Here is a 17399-nt window from a genome sequence, read left to right as displayed (position 1 = left end):
GAGCGGCTGTCTCCGGCCGGACGGCGGCGGCGGTCAGCCGGCCGCCTTGTCCGCCGCTATCCTGATTGCCTCGATGTTTGCCCGGTAGGCTTCGACGCTGCCGCCCTTGAAGATGGCCGCACCGGCGACCAGCACGCTGGCGCCGGCGGCGGTGACCAGGGGCGCAGTTTCAGGCGAGATGCCGCCGTCGATCTCGATCCTGATCGGCCTGCCGCCGATCAGCGCCTTCATCCGCTTCACCTTGTCGACGATCGCCGAAATGAAAGCCTGGCCGCCGAACCCCGGATTGACCGTCATGATCAGGATCAGATCAAGCCGGTCAAGCACGTATTCGATCATCGTCTCCGGTGTCGCGGGGTTGAGTGACACACCGGCCTTTTTGCCAAGGTTTTTGATCGTTTGCAGCGACCGGTCGAGATGTGGCCCGGCTTCGGCGTGCACCGTCATGCCGTCGCAGCCGGCCTCGGCGAAAGCGGCCAGATAGGGGTCGGCCGGGGCGATCATCAGATGGCAGTCGAAGAAGGCCTTGGTACGGTTGCGGATCGCTTTGATCACCGGTGGCCCAAACGTGATGTTCGGGACGAAATGCCCGTCCATGACGTCGAGGTGGATCCAGTCGGCGCCTGCGGCCGTCACCGCCTCGACCTCGTCGCCGAGCTTCGAGAAATCGGACGCCAGCACCGATGGCGCGATCAGGGTTTTTTGAGCCATGTCCGCTTCCCGTTGTTGAGACCCCTTCGGCGTAATCATCTCGGCGCCGCTTGTCGACAGGAATCCGGCGTCCGCGCAGAAGGCGAGAAGCGGTGCGAGCGACTTCTCTTCTGGTGCAGACCTTTCCTCCAAGGCCTTTCCAGTGCACGGCCTTGGATTTCAGTTCGAATGGCGCCGCGGCCTGGCCGTCCGTGGCAGGAAGAGCTTGCGGTTGCCTTGTTTCACCTTCTGCAGATCGGGCTTCTTCAGCCCAGCGGCGAGCGCCAAGATCGACAATACGCTGGCAGCCTGGATGGCGCGGCGCAAACGGCCGCCACGAGAGCGCACGAACGAGCCGTGGTCGCAAGACATGGATCTCCCCCCACAGGTCATGGGAAGGCGATGGTCGCGCTGAGCTCCTGCTGTTCCCTGAGACCATGGAGCCTCTGAATCTGTGGTCATGGGGCTTTCCTTTCCGGGGCCGCACCGCGCGGCACCTGAGCGTCAGCCGCGGGGCGAGGCGAAAAGGTTCGTGGGCCGAGGGCCGGGCCGGCTGGATCACCGCCGGAAATACGGGCCTGCCGGTCCCGGATCCGATCAACCACGATGAATGGTGAACGCCTTGCGCAGAATGCTTGCGCGCCACGCAGCCTGTTCTTATATACGCGCCAAGCCGTCCAGCGCCGAATGCCGGTTGCCGGAGCGGAATTTCTTGTGAACAGGGGCTTTCGTCGGAACGCCTGTACGGGTCCTGAGAGCCTGCTTAGCGGAGAGATTAGAACAATGGCAAAAGTAATCGGTATCGATCTGGGAACAACCAACTCCTGTGTCGCCATCATGGATGGCAAGGAATCCAAGGTCATCGAGAATGCGGAAGGCGCCCGTACGACCCCTTCCATCGTCGCCATCAACAGCGACGGCGAGCGCCTCGTCGGCCAGCCGGCCAAGCGCCAGGCGGTCACCAATCCTGAAAACACCATTTTCGCGGTCAAGCGCCTGATCGGCCGCCGCTACGACGATCCGGTGACGGAGAAGGACAAGAAGCTTGTCCCCTACAAGATCGTCAAGGGCGACAATGGCGATGCCTGGGTCGAGGCCGGCGGCAAGAAGCAGTCGCCCAGCCAGATCTCGGCGATGATCCTGCAGAAGATGAAGGAAACGGCGGAGGCCTATCTCGGCGAGAAGGTCGAGAAGGCGGTCATCACCGTTCCGGCCTATTTCAACGACGCCCAGCGCCAGGCGACCAAGGATGCCGGCAAGATCGCCGGCCTCGAAGTGCTGCGCATCATCAACGAGCCGACGGCGGCCGCACTTGCCTATGGACTGGACAAGAAGGAAGGCAAGACGATTGCCGTCTATGACCTTGGCGGCGGCACGTTCGACATTTCGGTGCTCGAAATCGGCGACGGCGTGTTCGAGGTGAAGTCGACCAATGGCGACACCTTCCTCGGCGGCGAGGATTTCGACATGCGCCTGGTCGAATATCTGGCGGCCGAGTTCAAGAAGGAACAGGGCATCGACCTGCGGAACGACAAGCTCGCCCTGCAGCGCCTCAAGGAAGCGGCTGAAAAGGCCAAGATCGAGCTGTCCTCCACCACGCAGACCGAAATCAACCTGCCCTTCATCACCGCCGATGCCACCGGCCCCAAGCACCTGACGCTGAAGCTGACGCGGGCGAAGTTCGAGAGCCTGGTCGAGGATCTCGTCCAGCGCACGATCGATCCCTGCAAGGCGGCGCTCAAGGATGCCGGCCTGAAGGCCGGCGAAATCGACGAAGTCGTCCTGGTCGGCGGCATGACCCGCATGCCCAAGATCCAGGAGATCGTGAAGCAGTTCTTCGGCAAGGAGCCGCACAAGGGCGTCAACCCGGATGAAGTTGTTGCATTGGGCGCCGCCATCCAGGCCGGCGTGCTGCAGGGCGACGTCAAGGACGTGCTGTTGCTCGACGTGACGCCGCTGTCGCTCGGCATCGAGACGCTGGGCGGCGTGTTTACGCGGCTGATCGAACGCAACACGACGATCCCGACGAAGAAGAGCCAGGTGTTTTCCACGGCCGAGGATTCGCAGTCGGCGGTGACCATCCGCGTCTTCCAGGGCGAGCGTGAAATGGCCGCCGACAACAAGGCGCTCGGCCAGTTCGATCTGGTCGGCATCCCGCCTGCGCCGCGCGGTGTGCCGCAGATCGAGGTCACCTTCGACATCGACGCCAACGGCATCGTCAACGTCTCGGCCAAGGACAAGGGCACCGGCAAGGAGCACCAGATCCGCATCCAGGCGTCTGGCGGCCTTTCGGACGCCGACATCGAGAAGATGGTCAAGGACGCCGAGGCTAATGCCGAAGCGGACAAGAAGCGGCGCGCGCTGGTCGAGGCCCGCAACCAGGCCGAGGCGCTGGTGCATTCCTCGGAGAAGTCGCTGAAGGAATATGGCGAGAAGGTTTCCGAGGCCGACCGCACGGCGATTGCCGATGCGATCGCGGCATTGAAGACCGCTGCCGAAGGCGACGATGTGACCGAGATCGAGGCCAAGACGCAGACGCTCGCCGAAGTCTCGATGAAACTCGGCCAGGCCATGTACGAGGCTTCGCAGAAGGAAGCCGCCGAGGCCGACGCCAAGGCTGACGCCGCCAAGGACAGCGACGTCGTCGATGCCGATTTCGAGGAAATCGACGAGGACGACGAGAAGAAGAAGTCGGCCTGAACCGCCTGACGGTAAAGGTAAGCAAAAAGCCCGGCGCGCAGCCGGGCTTTTTTGCAACCCTTTGCCAGAAAAACGCGGAGCTCCCCGAAAAAATGCGGACAAAGCCTCGTAGACACTGGCATCGCGGCTCCATCACACCTAAATCGGAACAGCGTGCCGGCAAACGACGCAACGATGCTTCAAGACGTTGACTATCCGGACTGCGGGAAAACATGAAAGCTGATTTTTACGAAACGCTGGGCGTGCAAAAGGGCGCCGACGAGAAGGAGCTCAAGAGCGCTTTCCGCAAGTTGGCCATGCAGTTCCATCCCGACCGCAACCCAGGCGACCATGCCTGCGAGCACAAGTTCAAGGAAATCAACGAAGCCTACGAAACGCTGAAGGACCCGCAAAAGCGTGCCGCCTATGATCGCTTCGGCCACGCGGCCTTCGAGCACGGCGGCATGAATGGCGGGGCGCAGGGCTTTGGCGCCGGCGGCTTCGCCGACATTTTCGAAGACATTTTCGGCGACATGATGGGCGGGCGCCAGCGCCGCTCGTCCGGCGGCCGCGAGCGCGGCGCCGACCTGCGCTACAATATGGAAATCACGCTGGAGGAGGCATTTTCCGGCAAGACCGCGCAGATTCGCGTGCCGGCCTCGATCTCGTGCTCGGAATGCTCCGGCAGCGGCGCCAAGCCCGGCACCCAGCCCGTCACCTGCTCGATGTGCAACGGCCACGGCAAGGTGCGCGCCACGCAAGGCTTCTTCTCGATCGAGCGCACCTGCCCGCAATGCCAGGGGCGCGGCCAGACCATCAAGGATCCGTGCCCGAAATGCGCCGGCCAGGGCCGTGTCACCGAGGAGCGCTCGCTGTCGGTAAACATCCCTGCCGGCATCGAGGACGGCACCCGCATCCGGCTGGCCAATGAGGGCGAGGCCGGCCTACGCGGCGGCCCGTCCGGCGATCTCTACATATTCCTCGCGGTCAAGCCGCACGAATTCTTCCAGCGCGACGGCGCCGATCTTTATTGCAAGGTGCCGATCTCGATGACAACGGCAGCGCTTGGCGGCTCGTTCGAGGTGACGACACTGGACGGTACCCAGACGAAGGTGAAGGTGCCGGAAGGCACCCAGAACGGTCGCCAGTTCCGCCTCAAGGGCAAGGGCATGCCGGTGCTGCGCCAGCCCAATATTGGCGACCTCTACATCCAGACCGTGGTTGAGACGCCGCAGAACCTTTCGCGCCGCCAGCGCGAATTGCTGGAAGAATTCGAGCAGCTTTCCTCAAAGGACAATTCGCCTCAGTCGAGCGGATTTTTCGCCCGCATGAAGGACTTTTTCGAAACGTTCGGCGAGCACCGAAGCTGATCCCTGGAAAACGCTTCCCGAGCGTCATCAACACCTTATCCGGGGATTCGCCTTGTCTTGCACCTCGTAGCTGTTAAGTAGCATGCGAGGGAGCGTTGAGGAGGACTTTCGATGACGCGTAGTCCCGGACTGCGAAAGACGCTGGCGGAAAAGTTCGACGACGAGTTGAAGTTCTTCAAGGGCTGGATCGACAAGCCGAAGGCGGTCGGTTCGATCGTCCCGACCAGTTCCGTCACCGCGCGCAAGATGGCCTCGATCGTCGATCCGAAATCCGGCCTGCCGGTGCTCGAGGTCGGGCCCGGCACAGGCGTCATCACACGCGCCATTCTCGCGCAGGGCATAAAGCCTGAGAATCTCTACGCAGTCGAATATGCCACTGATTTCGTGCGCCATCTGCGTCAGCTTTATCCAGGCGTCAACGTCATCGAGGGCGACGCCTTCAATCTCGACGCGACGCTTGGCGACAGGTGCGACCTGATCTTCGATTCTGTGATATCGGGCGTGCCTCTGCTCAATTTCCCGGTCGCCCAGCGCATCGCCTATGTCGAGAGCCTGCTCGACCGCATCCCGGCGGGCCGGCCGATCGTGCAACTGACTTACGGGCCGCTGTCGCCGATCCCGCCCGGCCGCGGCGACTATACGGTCGAGCATTTCCATTTCGTCATCCGCAACATTCCGCCGACGCAGCTTTGGATCTATCGGCGCGGCTGAACACATGTCGGAGTTCCGGATGCCGGTCATTGCGGCTGGTTGGCCAATCGGTCCAGGAATGCCGTCAGCCTTTCGAACGCCTGTTCTCCCGCCTTGCCGTCGAGATCGAACTGATATTCATGCGGCAGGGCCGGACTGTAGTCGTCCGGAAAGAACAGCGTGTCGACCGCGACGCCTTGCGCCGTGATCGCGCGCGCGATCTGACGCGACTGCGGCGCCAGCGGATCGGCATTGCCGACCGAGACGAATGCCGGCGGAAATTGCGGCGTCAGGTGTCTGTCGACTGAAAATTCGGCAATGCGCGGGTCATCGTCCAGCCGCTTCACGCCGAGATACGACCACATAACGGTCCTGTTGAAGCCGGCGAAAGGCCCTTCGGGCGAGATCATCGCGGGATCGTAAATGCCGCAGAACAGTGCAACGCCTTTCAGTTGCGCGCGCTCTATGCCCGGACCAACGTCCATCATGGCGGCATAGGTGGGATTGCTGATTGTGGCAGCCAGTTGAGCGACGATCTGCGAGCCGGCGGAGTCGCCGGCAAGAAAAAGCCTGTTGCGATCGATGTGGTAGCGGCCGGCATTACCGGAAAGAAAGGCAAGCGCCTTGTTGGCCTGGAGGACTGGCGTCGGATAGCGGGCGCCGGGGGCGACGGAATAGCCGACCGAGACAGTGACGTAGCCCCGACCGGCCAGTATTTTCATATATGCCGAGATGTCGGCCTTGTTTCCGGCAACGAAGCCGCCGCCATGCACCCAGACCACCGTAGGCAACGCCTTTGCCTGAGCGTCCACGGGAAAGAAGACGTCAAGGGTCTCGTCGGGGTCCTCGCCATAGCGCTCGTCGCGCAGTTCGCCGACATTGGCGGGCACGTGCTTTTCAAGCGCGCGGTTCTTTGCCACTGCATGCTTGTGAAAAGCGTAACGGATCAGAAGGACCGAAGGCCACGGGCTGAGGACGAAAGCGGCGTAGCCGGCGGCAGCAGCCACCGCGAGAGCGACAAGACCATAGCCTACCCATTTCAATCCCACGAGGTCCGCCCTATCCGCTGGCGCCGGTCGCCAAAACGGCCAGCTCTAAATGCGTGCCGCAATCTCGGCTATTGATTCATCCCACGCATCGCCTATAGCTGCCGCCACAGCAGGGGATTGCGATGCCGATCATCCCGAAAATTCTCGTCGTCGCCGGTTCGGTGCGCAGCGGCGCCTATAGCGGCAGGACTGCCGACGTGGCGCAGAAGGAACTTGCCATGCAGGGCGCGGAGGTGACCCGCATCTCCCTTGCCGACTACCCGTTGCCGATCCTCGACCAGGATCTGGAAAAGGACGAAGGCATTCCCGAAAACGCCGTCAGGCTCGGCCGGATGATCGCCGCCCATGACGGCCTGCTGATCGCGACGCCCGAATATAACGGCTCCATTCCGCCGCTGCTCAAGAACACCATCGACTGGGTGAGCCAACTGCGCAAGGATGGGGGCCGGACGTTCAGGCCGCTTGCCGGCAAGGTCGCCGGCCTCTGCTCGTCTTCCAGCGGACCCTTTGCAGGGATACGTTGCATCAACCATCTGCGCGCCGTGCTGGTGCGCTGCCGGATGGAGGTCGTGACACCGGAGTGTTCGGTGCCGGAGGGCGGTAGCGCCTTCGACGACGAAGGCAACTTCCGGGACGAAAGACTACGCCAATCGATGGAGCACCTATGCCGAACGCTGATCGAAACCTCGCGCATGCTGTCGACGCGGATCGAGGCATGATCCCGGACGCCGCGCGTGCCGACACAATTCAGGAAAGGCTGATCGTCGGCCTCGACCTGCCGACGCTGAGGGAAGCCGAGAAGGCGGTGCGCGAGCTCGACGGGATCGTCTCCTTCTACAAGATCGGCTACCAGCTCGCCTTTGCCGGCGGGCTCGACTTCGCCCGCGAGCTGGCCAGCGGCGGCACCAGGATCTTTCTCGACATGAAGCTGCTCGACATCGATAACACCGTTGCCAAGGGGGTCGACAACATCGTCAGGATGGGCATGAGCATGCTGACCATCCACGCCTATCCGAAGACGATGAAGGCGGCGGTCGAGGCTGCCAGGGGCAGCGACCTTTGCCTGCTCGGGGTTACCGTGCTGACCTCGATGGACGAGCAAGACGTGATCGACGCCGGCTATGAATATGACCCGCATACGCTGGTGCTGAGGCGCTCCGAGCAGGCGCTGCATGCCGGCATGGGCGGCATTGTCTGTTCGGCCGAGGAAGCGGAGGCGGTACGCCGCATCGTCGGCCCCGATCTGGCGGTAGTGACGCCGGGAATCCGACCGAAGGGCAGCGACCATGGCGACCAGAAACGCGTGGTGACGCCGGCGCAGGCGATCCGCAACGGCTCCAGCCATCTCGTCGTTGGCCGGCCGATCGTCGGCGCCACCGACAGGCGGGCGGCGGCGGAAGCCATTCTCGATGAAATGCGCTCGGCCTGACGCCAGGAATTAACCCGGAGAAATACCATGCCCAAGGGATACTGGATCGCTCGCGTCGACGTGCGCGATGCGGAAGGCTACAAAGACTATGTCGCCGCCGCCAAACCGGCCTTCGATCGCTTCAGCGCCAAGTTCCTGGCGCGCGGCGGCGCGCATGAGAAGGCCGAGGGGCCGGGCCGCGACCGCAACGTGATAATCGAGTTTCCGTCGCTTGCGGCGGCGCATGACTGCTACCACTCGCCCGAATACCAGCGCGCCGTCGCGATCCGCCAGAAGGTGGCCGATGGTGAAATTGTGCTGGTCGAGGGGATTTAGGCGAGAAGCCGGTTCGCCGCTGCCTCCGCCATCGCGTCGGCGAGGCTCAAGCCCCATTGCTGGCGACAGTAATCGCGGAAATCGAAGCAGGGCAGGCCGGGGCAGACCTCGAACTCGATGAGGTGGACGCTGTCGTCGGCTTCGACCCGGAAATCGATGGAAAACACATCCCGCAGGCCAAGCCCGACCATCAGGCGTTCGGCGATGCGACGGATTCTTGCATCGGCTTCAGGCTGGCTGCCGGCGACCGGCAGCAGCACTGGCTCGGTATATTTTCCCGCAGCTTTCGCCCCTGCGCCGGTATCGCCGTAAAGCGCCAGGCTGTCCTGCATGGTCTGGAAATCGCCGCCCGAATCGACAAAGGCGATGCCCAGCGCCTCGACGCCGGTATCCGGCCTCAATCCGAGAAAACTGGCGCGCGCGTTGCAGCCGGCGACATAGGGCTGGACGATGACATCGTCGCGATAGGCGGCGAAGACGCGTCGGCTAAGCTCCAGCGCGTGGCCGAGATCGTGGCAGTGCGAATCCGGCCAGATGCCGATCTTGGCGCCGAGCCGGTTCGGCTTGACGAACCAGCCGGCGGGCGAGGCCGGTGGCGCGACCAGCCAGGCGCCGTCACGGGCAAGGCCCGCCTGCGGCACCGGCAGGCCAAGCGCGCCGAGCACGGCGCCGGACCGGAACTTGTCCTGACAGAGCGCGAACAGCGCATCGTCGGCGCCGATCGCCTTCAGGCCATTCAGCCGTACCAGAGCCGGTGCGGCGCCGCCGCGGAAATAGGCGACGCCGTCGGTCAGCGTCCAGACAAGCGTGGTCTTCGGGTCCTCGCCGCCGAGAACGCTTGCGGCGTCGTCGAGCGTCACCGGCGCAAATGACAGGCCGCGCTTCTGGCAAGCGGCGGCAAGTGCGTCGAATTCAGCAGCGATATCGGTCGATTGCGCCAGATAGGAGGCGATTTCGGCGGCACGCTCCGGCACGTGGTTATCGGCGACCAGCCGATCGAAGCAAGCCTTTTCTGGCTCGTAGACAAGGATCAGCTTCGGCTCGCGGCTTGACATGATCGAAACGATTTCCCGGCAGCACGATTGCCTAAAGCAATTCCAGGAAAAGTGTGAAACGGTTTTCCGTCCGAAATTGCGTCAAAACAAAGAGATAGAGCGTTTCGGCGTTCCCGCGAAACGATGAACCGTTCTAGCATCGCACGGCGAGCGCATTCGGCTTTCGCGGAACCGACGTCAGCTGGACGCCTGCACGACAGCAACGGCGCCATCTTCCTGGTTGACCATGATCTTTTCCGAAAACCGGTTCCCACTTTTCGGGATCATGGTCTAGCCAATCAGCACGCGCGGCTCGAAGCGACCATTGACTGGAATGTCGAGCATGAATGTCATGCCGGCTTGCGGGTCGAGCAGGCGCTGCTTCTCGCTCTTGCCCGACCAGGCGGAGGTGACCACCAGCCGGTCGGCATTCCTGCCGACGAAAGCCGGACAGGAAGGCTGCGTCGCCGGCATCGCCACCGAATGGACGAGCTTGCCGTCGGGTCCATAGGCTTCGACGACGCTGCCGCCCCAGCAGGCGTTCCACAATATGCCGTCACGGTCGAGCACCGAACCATCGATATAGCCCTTGGCCGAACGGTGGTCGACGAAGACCTTCGGTTCGCCAACCGGCAGTCAGGCCACCGGATCACAGCCGACGCGCATCAACAGCCCGGTGCTGGTGTCGGTGTAATAGGCGATCGTCCCATCCTCGGAAAAGCAGATCGAATTGGGCACCGTGACGTCGGCATAGAGCCGGCGCAGCTCGCCCTTGAAGAACCAGTAGATCGAACCGGCACCCTTCTCCTCGCCCTTGCCCATAGTGCCGACCCACAGCGCGCCGCAAGGATGAACGCGCGAATCGTTCGAGCGGGTGAGCGGATTGTCGGCCTCGATCGGCGTGTGCAGCGTCAGCTTGCCGGTCGCGACGTCGCGGACATGCAGGCCGGTTTCGGTGGCGATCAGCTGACGCTGGTTATCGATGACGGCAATGGCACTGGCCATCTGGCGGAGCTCGTGGATCTTGACCGCACCGCCGGACAAACGCTTTTCCAGGAGCTGGCCGTTGACGATGTCGAACCAGTAGAGCGTGTCGGTCGCAGGGTCATAGCTTGGCCCCTCGCCCAATTGGCAGACATGGTCGGAAAAAACCGAAACGATTGTCTCGCTCATCATGCCACTCCAAACGCCGCGTCCCAAGCCTGAACTGCGGCTTTCGCCCGTGCTGCCACTTCGTCGACGCTCATGCCCGGCTTGAACAGGCTGGAGCCAAGACCGAAGACGCTGACGCCGGCTGCCTTGTAGCCGGCAAAATCCTTGTCCGAAACGCCGCCGACCGCGCCGACCAGCACACTGGCCGGCAGCACCGCGCGCATGGCCGAAATGCCTGCCGCGCCAAGCACGCTTGCCGGGAAGAATTTCAGAGCCGAGGCGCCGAGCCGGATTGCCTGGAATGCCTCGGTCGGCGTGAACACGCCGGGCATTGTCACCATGCCGTACTGCTTGGCGCGGCCCATGACCTCGGCATCGATATTGGGGCTGACCAGAAGCCGCCCGCCGGCCTTGTGCAGACCGTCGACATCGGCGGCGGTGAGCACCGTGCCGGCGCCGACCAGAGCTGTTGGAGGAAGCGCTTCGACAATGCTGGCGATGGAGGCAAAGGGCTCGGGCGAGTTGAGCGGCACCTCGATCGCTTCGATGCCGGCGCCGAAGATCGTCTGGCCGATCGCCACCGCCTCGCCTGGCTTCAGGCCGCGCAGGATCGCGACCAGACCCCGCTCGAGCTTTGGAAAAGGTGCGGTTTCGGTCATGCGGCAACTCCATTTTTGGCGATCATGCCATTTTCGCGCGCGGCTTCGGCAAGGCCGGCACGCACCGCCTCGTCGGCGTCGACCGCCCTGAAAGCGAGCCCGGCAAGGCCGAGCGCCTCGGCATAGAGCGTGCCGAGGGCGCCCGACGCGATCAGCACGACGGGCACAGCGCTTGCTCCATAACGGCGATTTGCCGAAGCGATCTCGCCGCCGATCAGCAGGCCGGACAGGCAGGCGGCGGCATCTTCGGGCTTCAGGTCCTGCAACAGGCTGGCGGCGCGGATCGAGAACAATCTTGAAACGACGTCACCGCCTTCGGCCAACGCCTTCAGGCACCAGTCCCGAAAAAACGGACTTTCGGCGGCAACCGGCTGCGGCGGCTCGCCCAGCGAATGGCGCAGGATCGAGTGCGCGGCCAGCACCGAAAACAGCTCGCCGGTCGGCCAGGTGCCGAACCCGGCAACAGAGCCGTCCTCGACCAGCACCCATTTCGAATGGGTGCCGGGCATGCAGACGAGGTGACGTCCCTTTGCCGGCAAACCGGCTCCGGCAAGCTGCGTTTCCTCACCGCGCATGACGTCAGGTGCATCGGCGAGGCGTTGGGCAAGGCCGGGCACGATGCGGATATCGCGGCGCTGGCCGGGGATACGGGCAGCGTCGGCCAGGATAGCGCCGATCGGCGTGGGAACGCTGACATAGGGCGCCTCCAGCCAGCCCTGGCGCGAGCCGGCCATGCCGCAAATGATGACCGGCAGGTTTTCGGGTGCGCCCATGGCGGCCAGATGCCCTTCGAGAATGGACGAAAACCCTTTAGCCTGGGCGGTGATCAGTCCGTCATCGCCGCGCCGCTCGGCGAGAACGTCGCCGGTGCCGTCGAGCAGCCATACTCTCATGCGGGTGGTGCCCCAGTCGACGGCTGCGACGGAAGCTGCCTTGCTCGGTGAGATCACAGGAACCCCCCGTCGACGATCAGCATCTGCGCGGTCAGCATGCGTGAAGCATCCGACGCCAGGAACAGCACGGTGCCGACAATGTCGTCCGGCTGCATCACACGCTTGATGCACTGCTTGGCGACGTGAGCGGCGAGCGCCTGTTCGGTGACCCAGAGCTTTCTCTGCCGCTCGGTGATTACCCAGCCGGGCGCGATCGCGTTGACGCGAATGCCGTCGGCACCGAGCTTGCCGGCGAGACCCTTGGTAAGGCCGACGATGCCCGCCTTGGCGGCGGTATAGGCCGGCATATCGGGATGGTTGATGAGAAACGAGGTCGAGGTGAAATTAATTATCGAGCCGCCACCGGCCCGCTTCATGCCCGGCGCCACCGCCTGTGCGCTGAAGAAATGCGGGCGCAGGTTAATGGCATGGTTGTTGTCCCAGAACTCGACCGTGACGTCTTCGACGGCATGACGGTCATCCTGAGCGGCATTGTTGACCAGCACGGTCACGTCGCCATGCGCCTCGGCGGCTTTGGCGATTGATACCCGCAATGCCTCGATGTCGCGTATGTCGGTCTTGAGATAGAACGGCCGCCGGCCGAGCTCCTTGTCCAACCGATCGGCCAGCGCCAGGCTCGGACGGTCGGCGATATCGATGAAGGCGACCTTTGCCCCCTGGCGGACAAAACCTTCGGTCAAGGCCGCACCAATGCCGGAGCCGCCGCCGGTGATCAGCACCGAAGCGCCTTCGAGGTCGGCAAAGCGTGCCGATGGCATCATGAAATTCTCTCCCGGTCCAATGATCTCGGTCGGCCGGCGCGCATCCTATCCAGCCGTGTCGGGCGGGCAAGGGCGAAAGAGTGGATTGACGCGACTTATGTCCGACAAAAGGCCGCACGCGCCGCCGATCGATCAGCCGCCCAGCCGGACGCGGTACAATTCGACGGCGGCTCCGCTGGTCTCGGCAACCGGCTCAAGCCATTCCGGCACGCTGCCGCGCATCAGCCCGGCAAGAAAGCCTGTCGGCGCCTTGGCTGCGAGGAGCTTGCTTTCGGCGCTGCCGGGGCACAGCGCGACGAGGCCGACATTATGATCCGCCACGACCGTCCTGGCATCGGCATCGGACCCAAGGAAGGCATCGAGCGCCAGCAGGTTGCCGGCGACATTGCGATGATAAGGCCCGGCGAAGACCCGGTGTCCGGAATAGGCCAGGACAGGCGATCCGAGATTGGAAATTGCCAGCACGGTGGTGCCGGGCAGGCGACCGAGTGCCGCAAAGGAGGCCTTGCGCTGGCAAGCGACGTCGGTGCCGTCGCCATTATCCGCCGTGGTGTTGCTGTGGTCGAAGGCTACCGAGGTCGCCGCGGCAGCCCCAGTCCAGACCGCATTCACCGAAACCAGCCAGACGGCAGCCATGCGCAGCGCCACACCGCGCGACGCGCTGGCCTCGGCCCGTTGACGCCATTTGGCAATCCAGGCGGCAAGCGGAATGACGGCGAAGGCGATCGAGAATGTCGAACCGCGTACCTGCCAGGCGCTGACGATGAAGGCCACGACCAGCAGCGCGCCGACAAGGCTGTCCTGCCGCCGCCAGCCACCGCGGCCAAGGCGAAGCGCCATCAGCACGAGCGCAATGAGCGGCGTGGCATAGCGCGCCACCACCTCGGCCGGATCCTCGGCGAGCAATTTGAACAGCGACTGCGCCTCGTCGATGTGATCAAGCCATAGCTCCTTGAGGCGCGGATCGAGATTGGCATAGGGCGCTGCCAGGCATTGTGGGAACAACAAGACGACGACAGCGCTCAATAGCATGGCGAGCAGGCCAAGTGAGGCGATGCGCCGTTGGCGCGTGCGGCCCGCCGGCTCGGTCGACGCTATGGTTGCAAGACCGGTTCCGGCAATCGCTGCGACGACGAACTGCACGGTCGAGAAGGCGTCGCATTGCGCCTGGTCCCAGGCGGATGGCGCAATGGTGGCGACAAAGACGAGAGCGGAAACGCCGGCAAAGCCGAGGCCGAAATCCCTGGCGATCGACCTCTCGCCATTGGCGTCGAGGGCAAACAGCATGGCGACATAGGCGCCGATGGTGGCAACGTAGGGCGCGGTTTCCATACCGATGGCCAGCATCAATCCGGCGCACAGGCCGGAGAGCAATGCCGCCGCCCTGCGCAACGGCGCTTCAAGCAAAAAGCTCAGGCTGGCTATGCTCAGCATCAGCTGGACATTGTGGTGATCGAGCGCGCCGGGCGAAAAAATGCCGAGGAAATGCAGTGCGGCGGCGCCGACGACGACAGCCGGCAGCACAGCGCCGTGACCGGCAAAGCTGCGTGCGGCGCGGGCGGTGAAAAATACGGTCAGGCAGAAGAGCAGCGCCGGCCACAGCACTTGCGCGACATTCTCGGCAAGCGCCGCGCTGCCGGTCAGGGCCGATACGGCGATGATGATGGCGGCGATCGGCGCATCGACCAGCCGCGACCAGTGCATGACGAAGCCGCCTTGCAGGCCCATCCTGTACTGGTGGAGATCGAACCAGCTTTGGCCGGCGAGCATGTCGCGAACTTCGACGAGGCGCAGCAGATTGTCGTTGTCGCCGCCGGCATTGGTCAGTTCCGGGAAGCCGGCAAGGGCATTGACGGCAAGCGCCAGCAATGTGGCAAGCAGCGCCAGCGCGATCTCGGACCTCCAACTGGAGGCGCCATCGTCGGCTGTGCTCATATCAGGACCTTTGGAAGGAATACGGGGCGGTTTAAACCTAGCCTTAACAGCTTCAATAAATAGTAAAGCCGCCCGAGCGAGGCCAGCGTTTGAGCGGTCAGGGGCCTCACAGGGCATCCGGAGACGAAAATGCCACAAGACGTGCGCCATGAGCCGAGCATCGCCGTGCTGCTGCCTTGCTACAATGAGGAGCTGACGATCGGTGAAGTGGTGCGGCGCTTTCGCGAAACGCTGCCTTCCGCCGCGATCTATGTCTACGACAACAATTCGCGCGACCTTACGGCGCTCCGAGCCCGCGCTGCCGGCGCCATCGTGGTGCGTGAGCCGCGCCAGGGCAAAGGCAATGTCGTGCGCCGCATGTTCGCCGACATCGAGGCCGACATCTACCTGATGGCCGACGGCGACGGCACCTATACGCCGGAGGACGCGCCGCAACTGATCAACACGCTGCTGACCGAGCGCTCCGACATGGTGGTGGGCACCCGGCGCGGCGTCACCGACGATGGCGGCAGGACCGGTCATGCCTTCGGCAACCGCATCTTCAACAGCCTCTACAAGCGGCTGTTCGGCTCCGACTTCACCGATATCTTCTCCGGCTACCGCGCCTTCACTCGGCGCTTCGTGAAGAGCTTTCCCGCGGTTTCCGGCGGCTTCGAGATCGAGACCGAAATGTCGGTGCACGCCTCGCAACTCAAACTGCCGGTCAGTGAGATCGGGCTCGACTATGGCCGACGGCCGGAAGGCTCCTCGTCGAAGCTATCGACCTTTCGCGACGGCGCGAAGATCCTGTGGATGTTCGCCATGCTGATGAAGGAGACGCAGCCGCTGCGTTTCTTCGGCGCTTTTTCGGTGTTCTTCCTGGCATCAAGCCTGTTTCTGATGGCGCCGGTGCTGATCGAGTTCGCCGAAACCGGGCTTGTGCCGCGCATGCCGACGTGGGTACTGTCGGTCGGGCTGCTGCTGCTGTCGATGCTGGCGGCGGTGACCGGGGTAATCCTCGATTCGGTGTCGCGCGGCCGGGCCGAGCAGAAGCGTATCTTCTATCTGTCGATGCCTTCCGGCCGCGTCGAACGTGAACGCGCAAGTGCGCTCGCGACTTTGAAGACCGGACCGCGCAAGACCCCGCGGGCGGCTTAGAGCCCTAAATGGGACGCCTCGCCCGCTTCATTGTCGCCGGCGGCATCGGCTTCGTCGCCGACGCGGCGGCGCTTTGGCTGGTGTTGGCGATAGCGCCGCTTGGCCCCTTCGCGGCTCGCATCATCTCGATCGGTTTTGCCCTGTCCGTCACCTGGCTGATCAACCGCCATCTGACCTTCTCGCCTTCCAGCCGCGGCGTCGCGCAAGAGGGCGCACGCTATGGCGGCGTCGGCATTGCCACCAGCCTCGTCAATTATCTCGTCTATTGCGCCATGCTGTTCGCGCTGCCGATGGTGCCGCCGCTCGTCGCCCTTGCGGTCGCCTCACTGGTTGCCATGGCGCTGTCCTTCCTCGGCTATTCCAGGCTGGTCTTCGACCGCTGAACGCACATCGCATTGGGGCCTGCGCCAAGCGAAGCGCAGCCTTATCATGACCTTGGCCGATTGGCAGAGGCCGCCGATTTCCTTATATCGCTCTCGTCGATGCATCGGCCCGAAAAATCGGAATCTATTTTCGGAAAGCACGATGCATAGATTCAAGAATGTTGGAGCGTATGTGCGTCCAGGTGGACGCACGTCGCTCCAAGTGCGCCGGAGAGCACCCATGCCCCTGAAAGTCGCCGTCCAGATGGACCACATCTCCACCGTGTCGATTGCCGGCGACACGTCGTTTGCGCTGTCGCTGGAAGCGCAGCGGCGCGGGCACCAGCTGTTCCACTACACGCCCAACCGGCTGTCGCTGCGCGATGGCAAGGTGTTTGCCCGTATCGAGGCGATGCAGGTCCGCGACGAGAAGGGCAATCATTATTCGCTAGGCGAAGAAGTCCGCACCGACCTATCGGAGATGGACGTCATCCTTTTGCGGCAGGATCCGCCTTTCGACATGAACTACATCACCACCACGCATATCCTCGAGCGCATCCATCCGAAGACGCTGGTGGTCAACGACCCGGCCTGGGTGCGCAACAGCCCGGAAAAGATCTTCGTCACCGAATTTCCCGACCTGATGCCGGATACGCTGATCACCAAGGATCCGCTCGAGGTCGCCGCCTTCCGCAAGGAGTTCGGCGACATCATCGTCAAGCCGCTCTACGGCAATGGCGGCGCCGGCATCTTCCACCTGCATGAGGCCGACCGCAACCTCGCCTCGCTGCTCGAAATGTTCGGCCAGATGTTCCGCGAACCCTACATCGTGCAGCGCTACCTCAAGGAGGTGCGGGCTGGCGACAAGCGCATCATCCTGATCGACGGCAAGCCTGTCGGCGCCATCAACCGCGTGCCGGCCGAGCACGATTCGCGCTCCAACATGCATGTCGGCGGCCGCGCCGAAAAGACCGAGCTGACGGAACGCGAACGCGAGATCTGCGCCCGCATCGGCCCCTCGCTGAAGGAGCGCGGCTTCATCCTTGTCGGCATCGACGTCATCGGCGACTACATGACCGAGATCAACGTGACCTCACCGACCGGCATACGCGAAGTGCAGCGCTTCGGCGGCGCCGACATCGCCAGCCTGTTCTGGAATGCGGTGGAGGAGAAGCGCAGCTAGC

General features: G+C 63.5%; 17 protein-coding genes and 1 pseudogene. 9 read left to right on the top strand and 9 right to left on the bottom strand.

The window, feature by feature from the left end; genetic code table 11:
- Window positions 1-33: 33 nt before the first annotated feature.
- Both rpe and NKH78_RS05655 read right to left on the bottom strand, forming a co-directional pair.
- Window positions 34-711 carry a ribulose-phosphate 3-epimerase gene (gene rpe, locus NKH78_RS05660; RefSeq protein WP_352736918.1) on the bottom strand — a complete coding sequence of 226 codons (678 nt, stop codon included), beginning with the start codon at window positions 709-711 and terminating at the stop codon, window positions 34-36.
- Between the two features lie 159 nt (window positions 712-870).
- The gene (locus NKH78_RS05655) at window positions 871-1062 is read right to left on the bottom strand and encodes a hypothetical protein (protein WP_352736919.1); all 192 of its coding nucleotides are present in this window, start codon (window positions 1060-1062) and stop codon (window positions 871-873) included.
- A 411-nt stretch (window positions 1063-1473) separates the two neighbouring features.
- On the opposite strand from NKH78_RS05655, the gene dnaK reads away from it, so the two are divergent.
- The 3 genes from dnaK (at window position 1474) to pmtA (ending at window position 5450) form a co-directional block, all read left to right on the top strand.
- Entirely contained in the window at window positions 1474-3390 is a 1917-nt protein-coding gene (dnaK, locus tag NKH78_RS05650; protein WP_023679851.1) for a molecular chaperone DnaK, read from the top strand.
- A gap of 212 nt (window positions 3391-3602) precedes the next feature.
- The gene (gene dnaJ, locus NKH78_RS05645; protein WP_254815727.1) at window positions 3603-4739 is read left to right on the top strand and encodes a molecular chaperone DnaJ; all 1137 of its coding nucleotides are present in this window, start codon (window positions 3603-3605) and stop codon (window positions 4737-4739) included.
- Window positions 4740-4850: 111 nt separating this feature from the next.
- Window positions 4851-5450, top strand: coding sequence for a phospholipid N-methyltransferase PmtA (gene pmtA / locus NKH78_RS05640; RefSeq protein ID WP_352686209.1), 600 nt, complete (start codon window positions 4851-4853; stop codon window positions 5448-5450).
- Window positions 5451-5476: 26 nt separating this feature from the next.
- Here the strand turns inward: pmtA and NKH78_RS05635 are convergent, their stop codons facing one another.
- On the bottom strand, window positions 5477-6472 hold the full coding sequence (locus NKH78_RS05635) for an alpha/beta hydrolase (protein WP_352882244.1): 996 nt from the start codon (window positions 6470-6472) through the stop codon (window positions 5477-5479).
- Between the two features lie 128 nt (window positions 6473-6600).
- Here NKH78_RS05635 and NKH78_RS05630 point away from each other — a divergent pair, with 128 nt between their 5' ends.
- From NKH78_RS05630 to NKH78_RS05620, 3 genes are read left to right on the top strand one after another with little or no spacing between them, the layout of a single operon-like run.
- On the top strand, window positions 6601-7197 hold the full coding sequence (locus tag NKH78_RS05630; RefSeq protein ID WP_352507080.1) for an NADPH-dependent FMN reductase: 597 nt from the start codon (window positions 6601-6603) through the stop codon (window positions 7195-7197).
- Window positions 7194-7907, top strand: a complete 714-nt coding sequence (pyrF, locus tag NKH78_RS05625) for an orotidine-5'-phosphate decarboxylase (protein WP_254815723.1) — start codon at window positions 7194-7196, stop codon at window positions 7905-7907. The genes NKH78_RS05630 and pyrF overlap by 4 nt, the downstream gene beginning before the upstream one ends.
- A gap of 27 nt (window positions 7908-7934) precedes the next feature.
- The gene (locus NKH78_RS05620) at window positions 7935-8222 is read left to right on the top strand and encodes a DUF1330 domain-containing protein (RefSeq protein WP_352702059.1); all 288 of its coding nucleotides are present in this window, start codon (window positions 7935-7937) and stop codon (window positions 8220-8222) included.
- Here the strand turns inward: NKH78_RS05620 and NKH78_RS05615 are convergent.
- The 6 genes and pseudogenes from NKH78_RS05615 to NKH78_RS05590 form a co-directional block, all read right to left on the bottom strand.
- Window positions 8219-9277, bottom strand: a complete 1059-nt coding sequence (locus tag NKH78_RS05615) for a D-alanine--D-alanine ligase family protein (protein WP_352882239.1) — start codon at window positions 9275-9277, stop codon at window positions 8219-8221. The two genes, NKH78_RS05620 and NKH78_RS05615, sit on opposite strands and share 4 nt — an antisense overlap.
- Before the next feature lie 270 nt (window positions 9278-9547).
- Window positions 9548-10429: pseudogene (locus NKH78_RS05610) on the bottom strand (SMP-30/gluconolactonase/LRE family protein).
- Window positions 10429-11067: a 2-dehydro-3-deoxy-6-phosphogalactonate aldolase gene (locus NKH78_RS05605; protein ID WP_352701102.1), complete on the bottom strand. Its 639-nt coding sequence runs from the start codon at window positions 11065-11067 to the stop codon at window positions 10429-10431. Before NKH78_RS05605 ends, NKH78_RS05610 begins: the two are co-directional and overlap by 1 nt.
- The gene (locus NKH78_RS05600) at window positions 11064-12014 is read right to left on the bottom strand and encodes a 2-dehydro-3-deoxygalactonokinase (RefSeq protein WP_352882539.1); all 951 of its coding nucleotides are present in this window, start codon (window positions 12012-12014) and stop codon (window positions 11064-11066) included. Before NKH78_RS05600 ends, NKH78_RS05605 begins: the two co-directional genes overlap by 4 nt.
- Window positions 12014-12781 carry an SDR family NAD(P)-dependent oxidoreductase gene (locus NKH78_RS05595; protein WP_352701103.1) on the bottom strand — a complete coding sequence of 256 codons (768 nt, stop codon included), beginning with the start codon at window positions 12779-12781 and terminating at the stop codon, window positions 12014-12016. Before NKH78_RS05595 ends, NKH78_RS05600 begins: the two co-directional genes overlap by 1 nt.
- A 132-nt stretch (window positions 12782-12913) precedes the next feature.
- Window positions 12914-14716: a GtrA family protein gene (locus NKH78_RS05590; protein ID WP_352882234.1), complete on the bottom strand. Its 1803-nt coding sequence runs from the start codon at window positions 14714-14716 to the stop codon at window positions 12914-12916.
- Between the two features lie 129 nt (window positions 14717-14845).
- On the opposite strand from NKH78_RS05590, the gene NKH78_RS05585 reads away from it, so the two are divergent.
- The 3 genes from NKH78_RS05585 to gshB all read left to right on the top strand — a co-directional run bounded on the left by NKH78_RS05585 (window position 14846) and on the right by gshB (window position 17398).
- The gene (locus tag NKH78_RS05585; RefSeq protein WP_352879154.1) at window positions 14846-15853 is read left to right on the top strand and encodes a glycosyltransferase; all 1008 of its coding nucleotides are present in this window, start codon (window positions 14846-14848) and stop codon (window positions 15851-15853) included.
- A gap of 8 nt (window positions 15854-15861) precedes the next feature.
- Entirely contained in the window at window positions 15862-16236 is a 375-nt protein-coding gene (locus NKH78_RS05580; protein ID WP_352879152.1) for a GtrA family protein, read from the top strand.
- Between the two features lie 220 nt (window positions 16237-16456).
- Entirely contained in the window at window positions 16457-17398 is a 942-nt protein-coding gene (gene gshB, locus NKH78_RS05575) for a glutathione synthase (RefSeq protein WP_352879150.1), read from the top strand.
- Window position 17399 lies beyond the last annotated feature (1 nt).

It is taken from the genome of Mesorhizobium sp. M0910, assembly GCF_040319465.1.
GTDB lineage: Bacteria > Pseudomonadota > Alphaproteobacteria > Rhizobiales > Rhizobiaceae > Mesorhizobium.
This window is presented reverse-complemented; position numbering and strand designations above follow the sequence as displayed.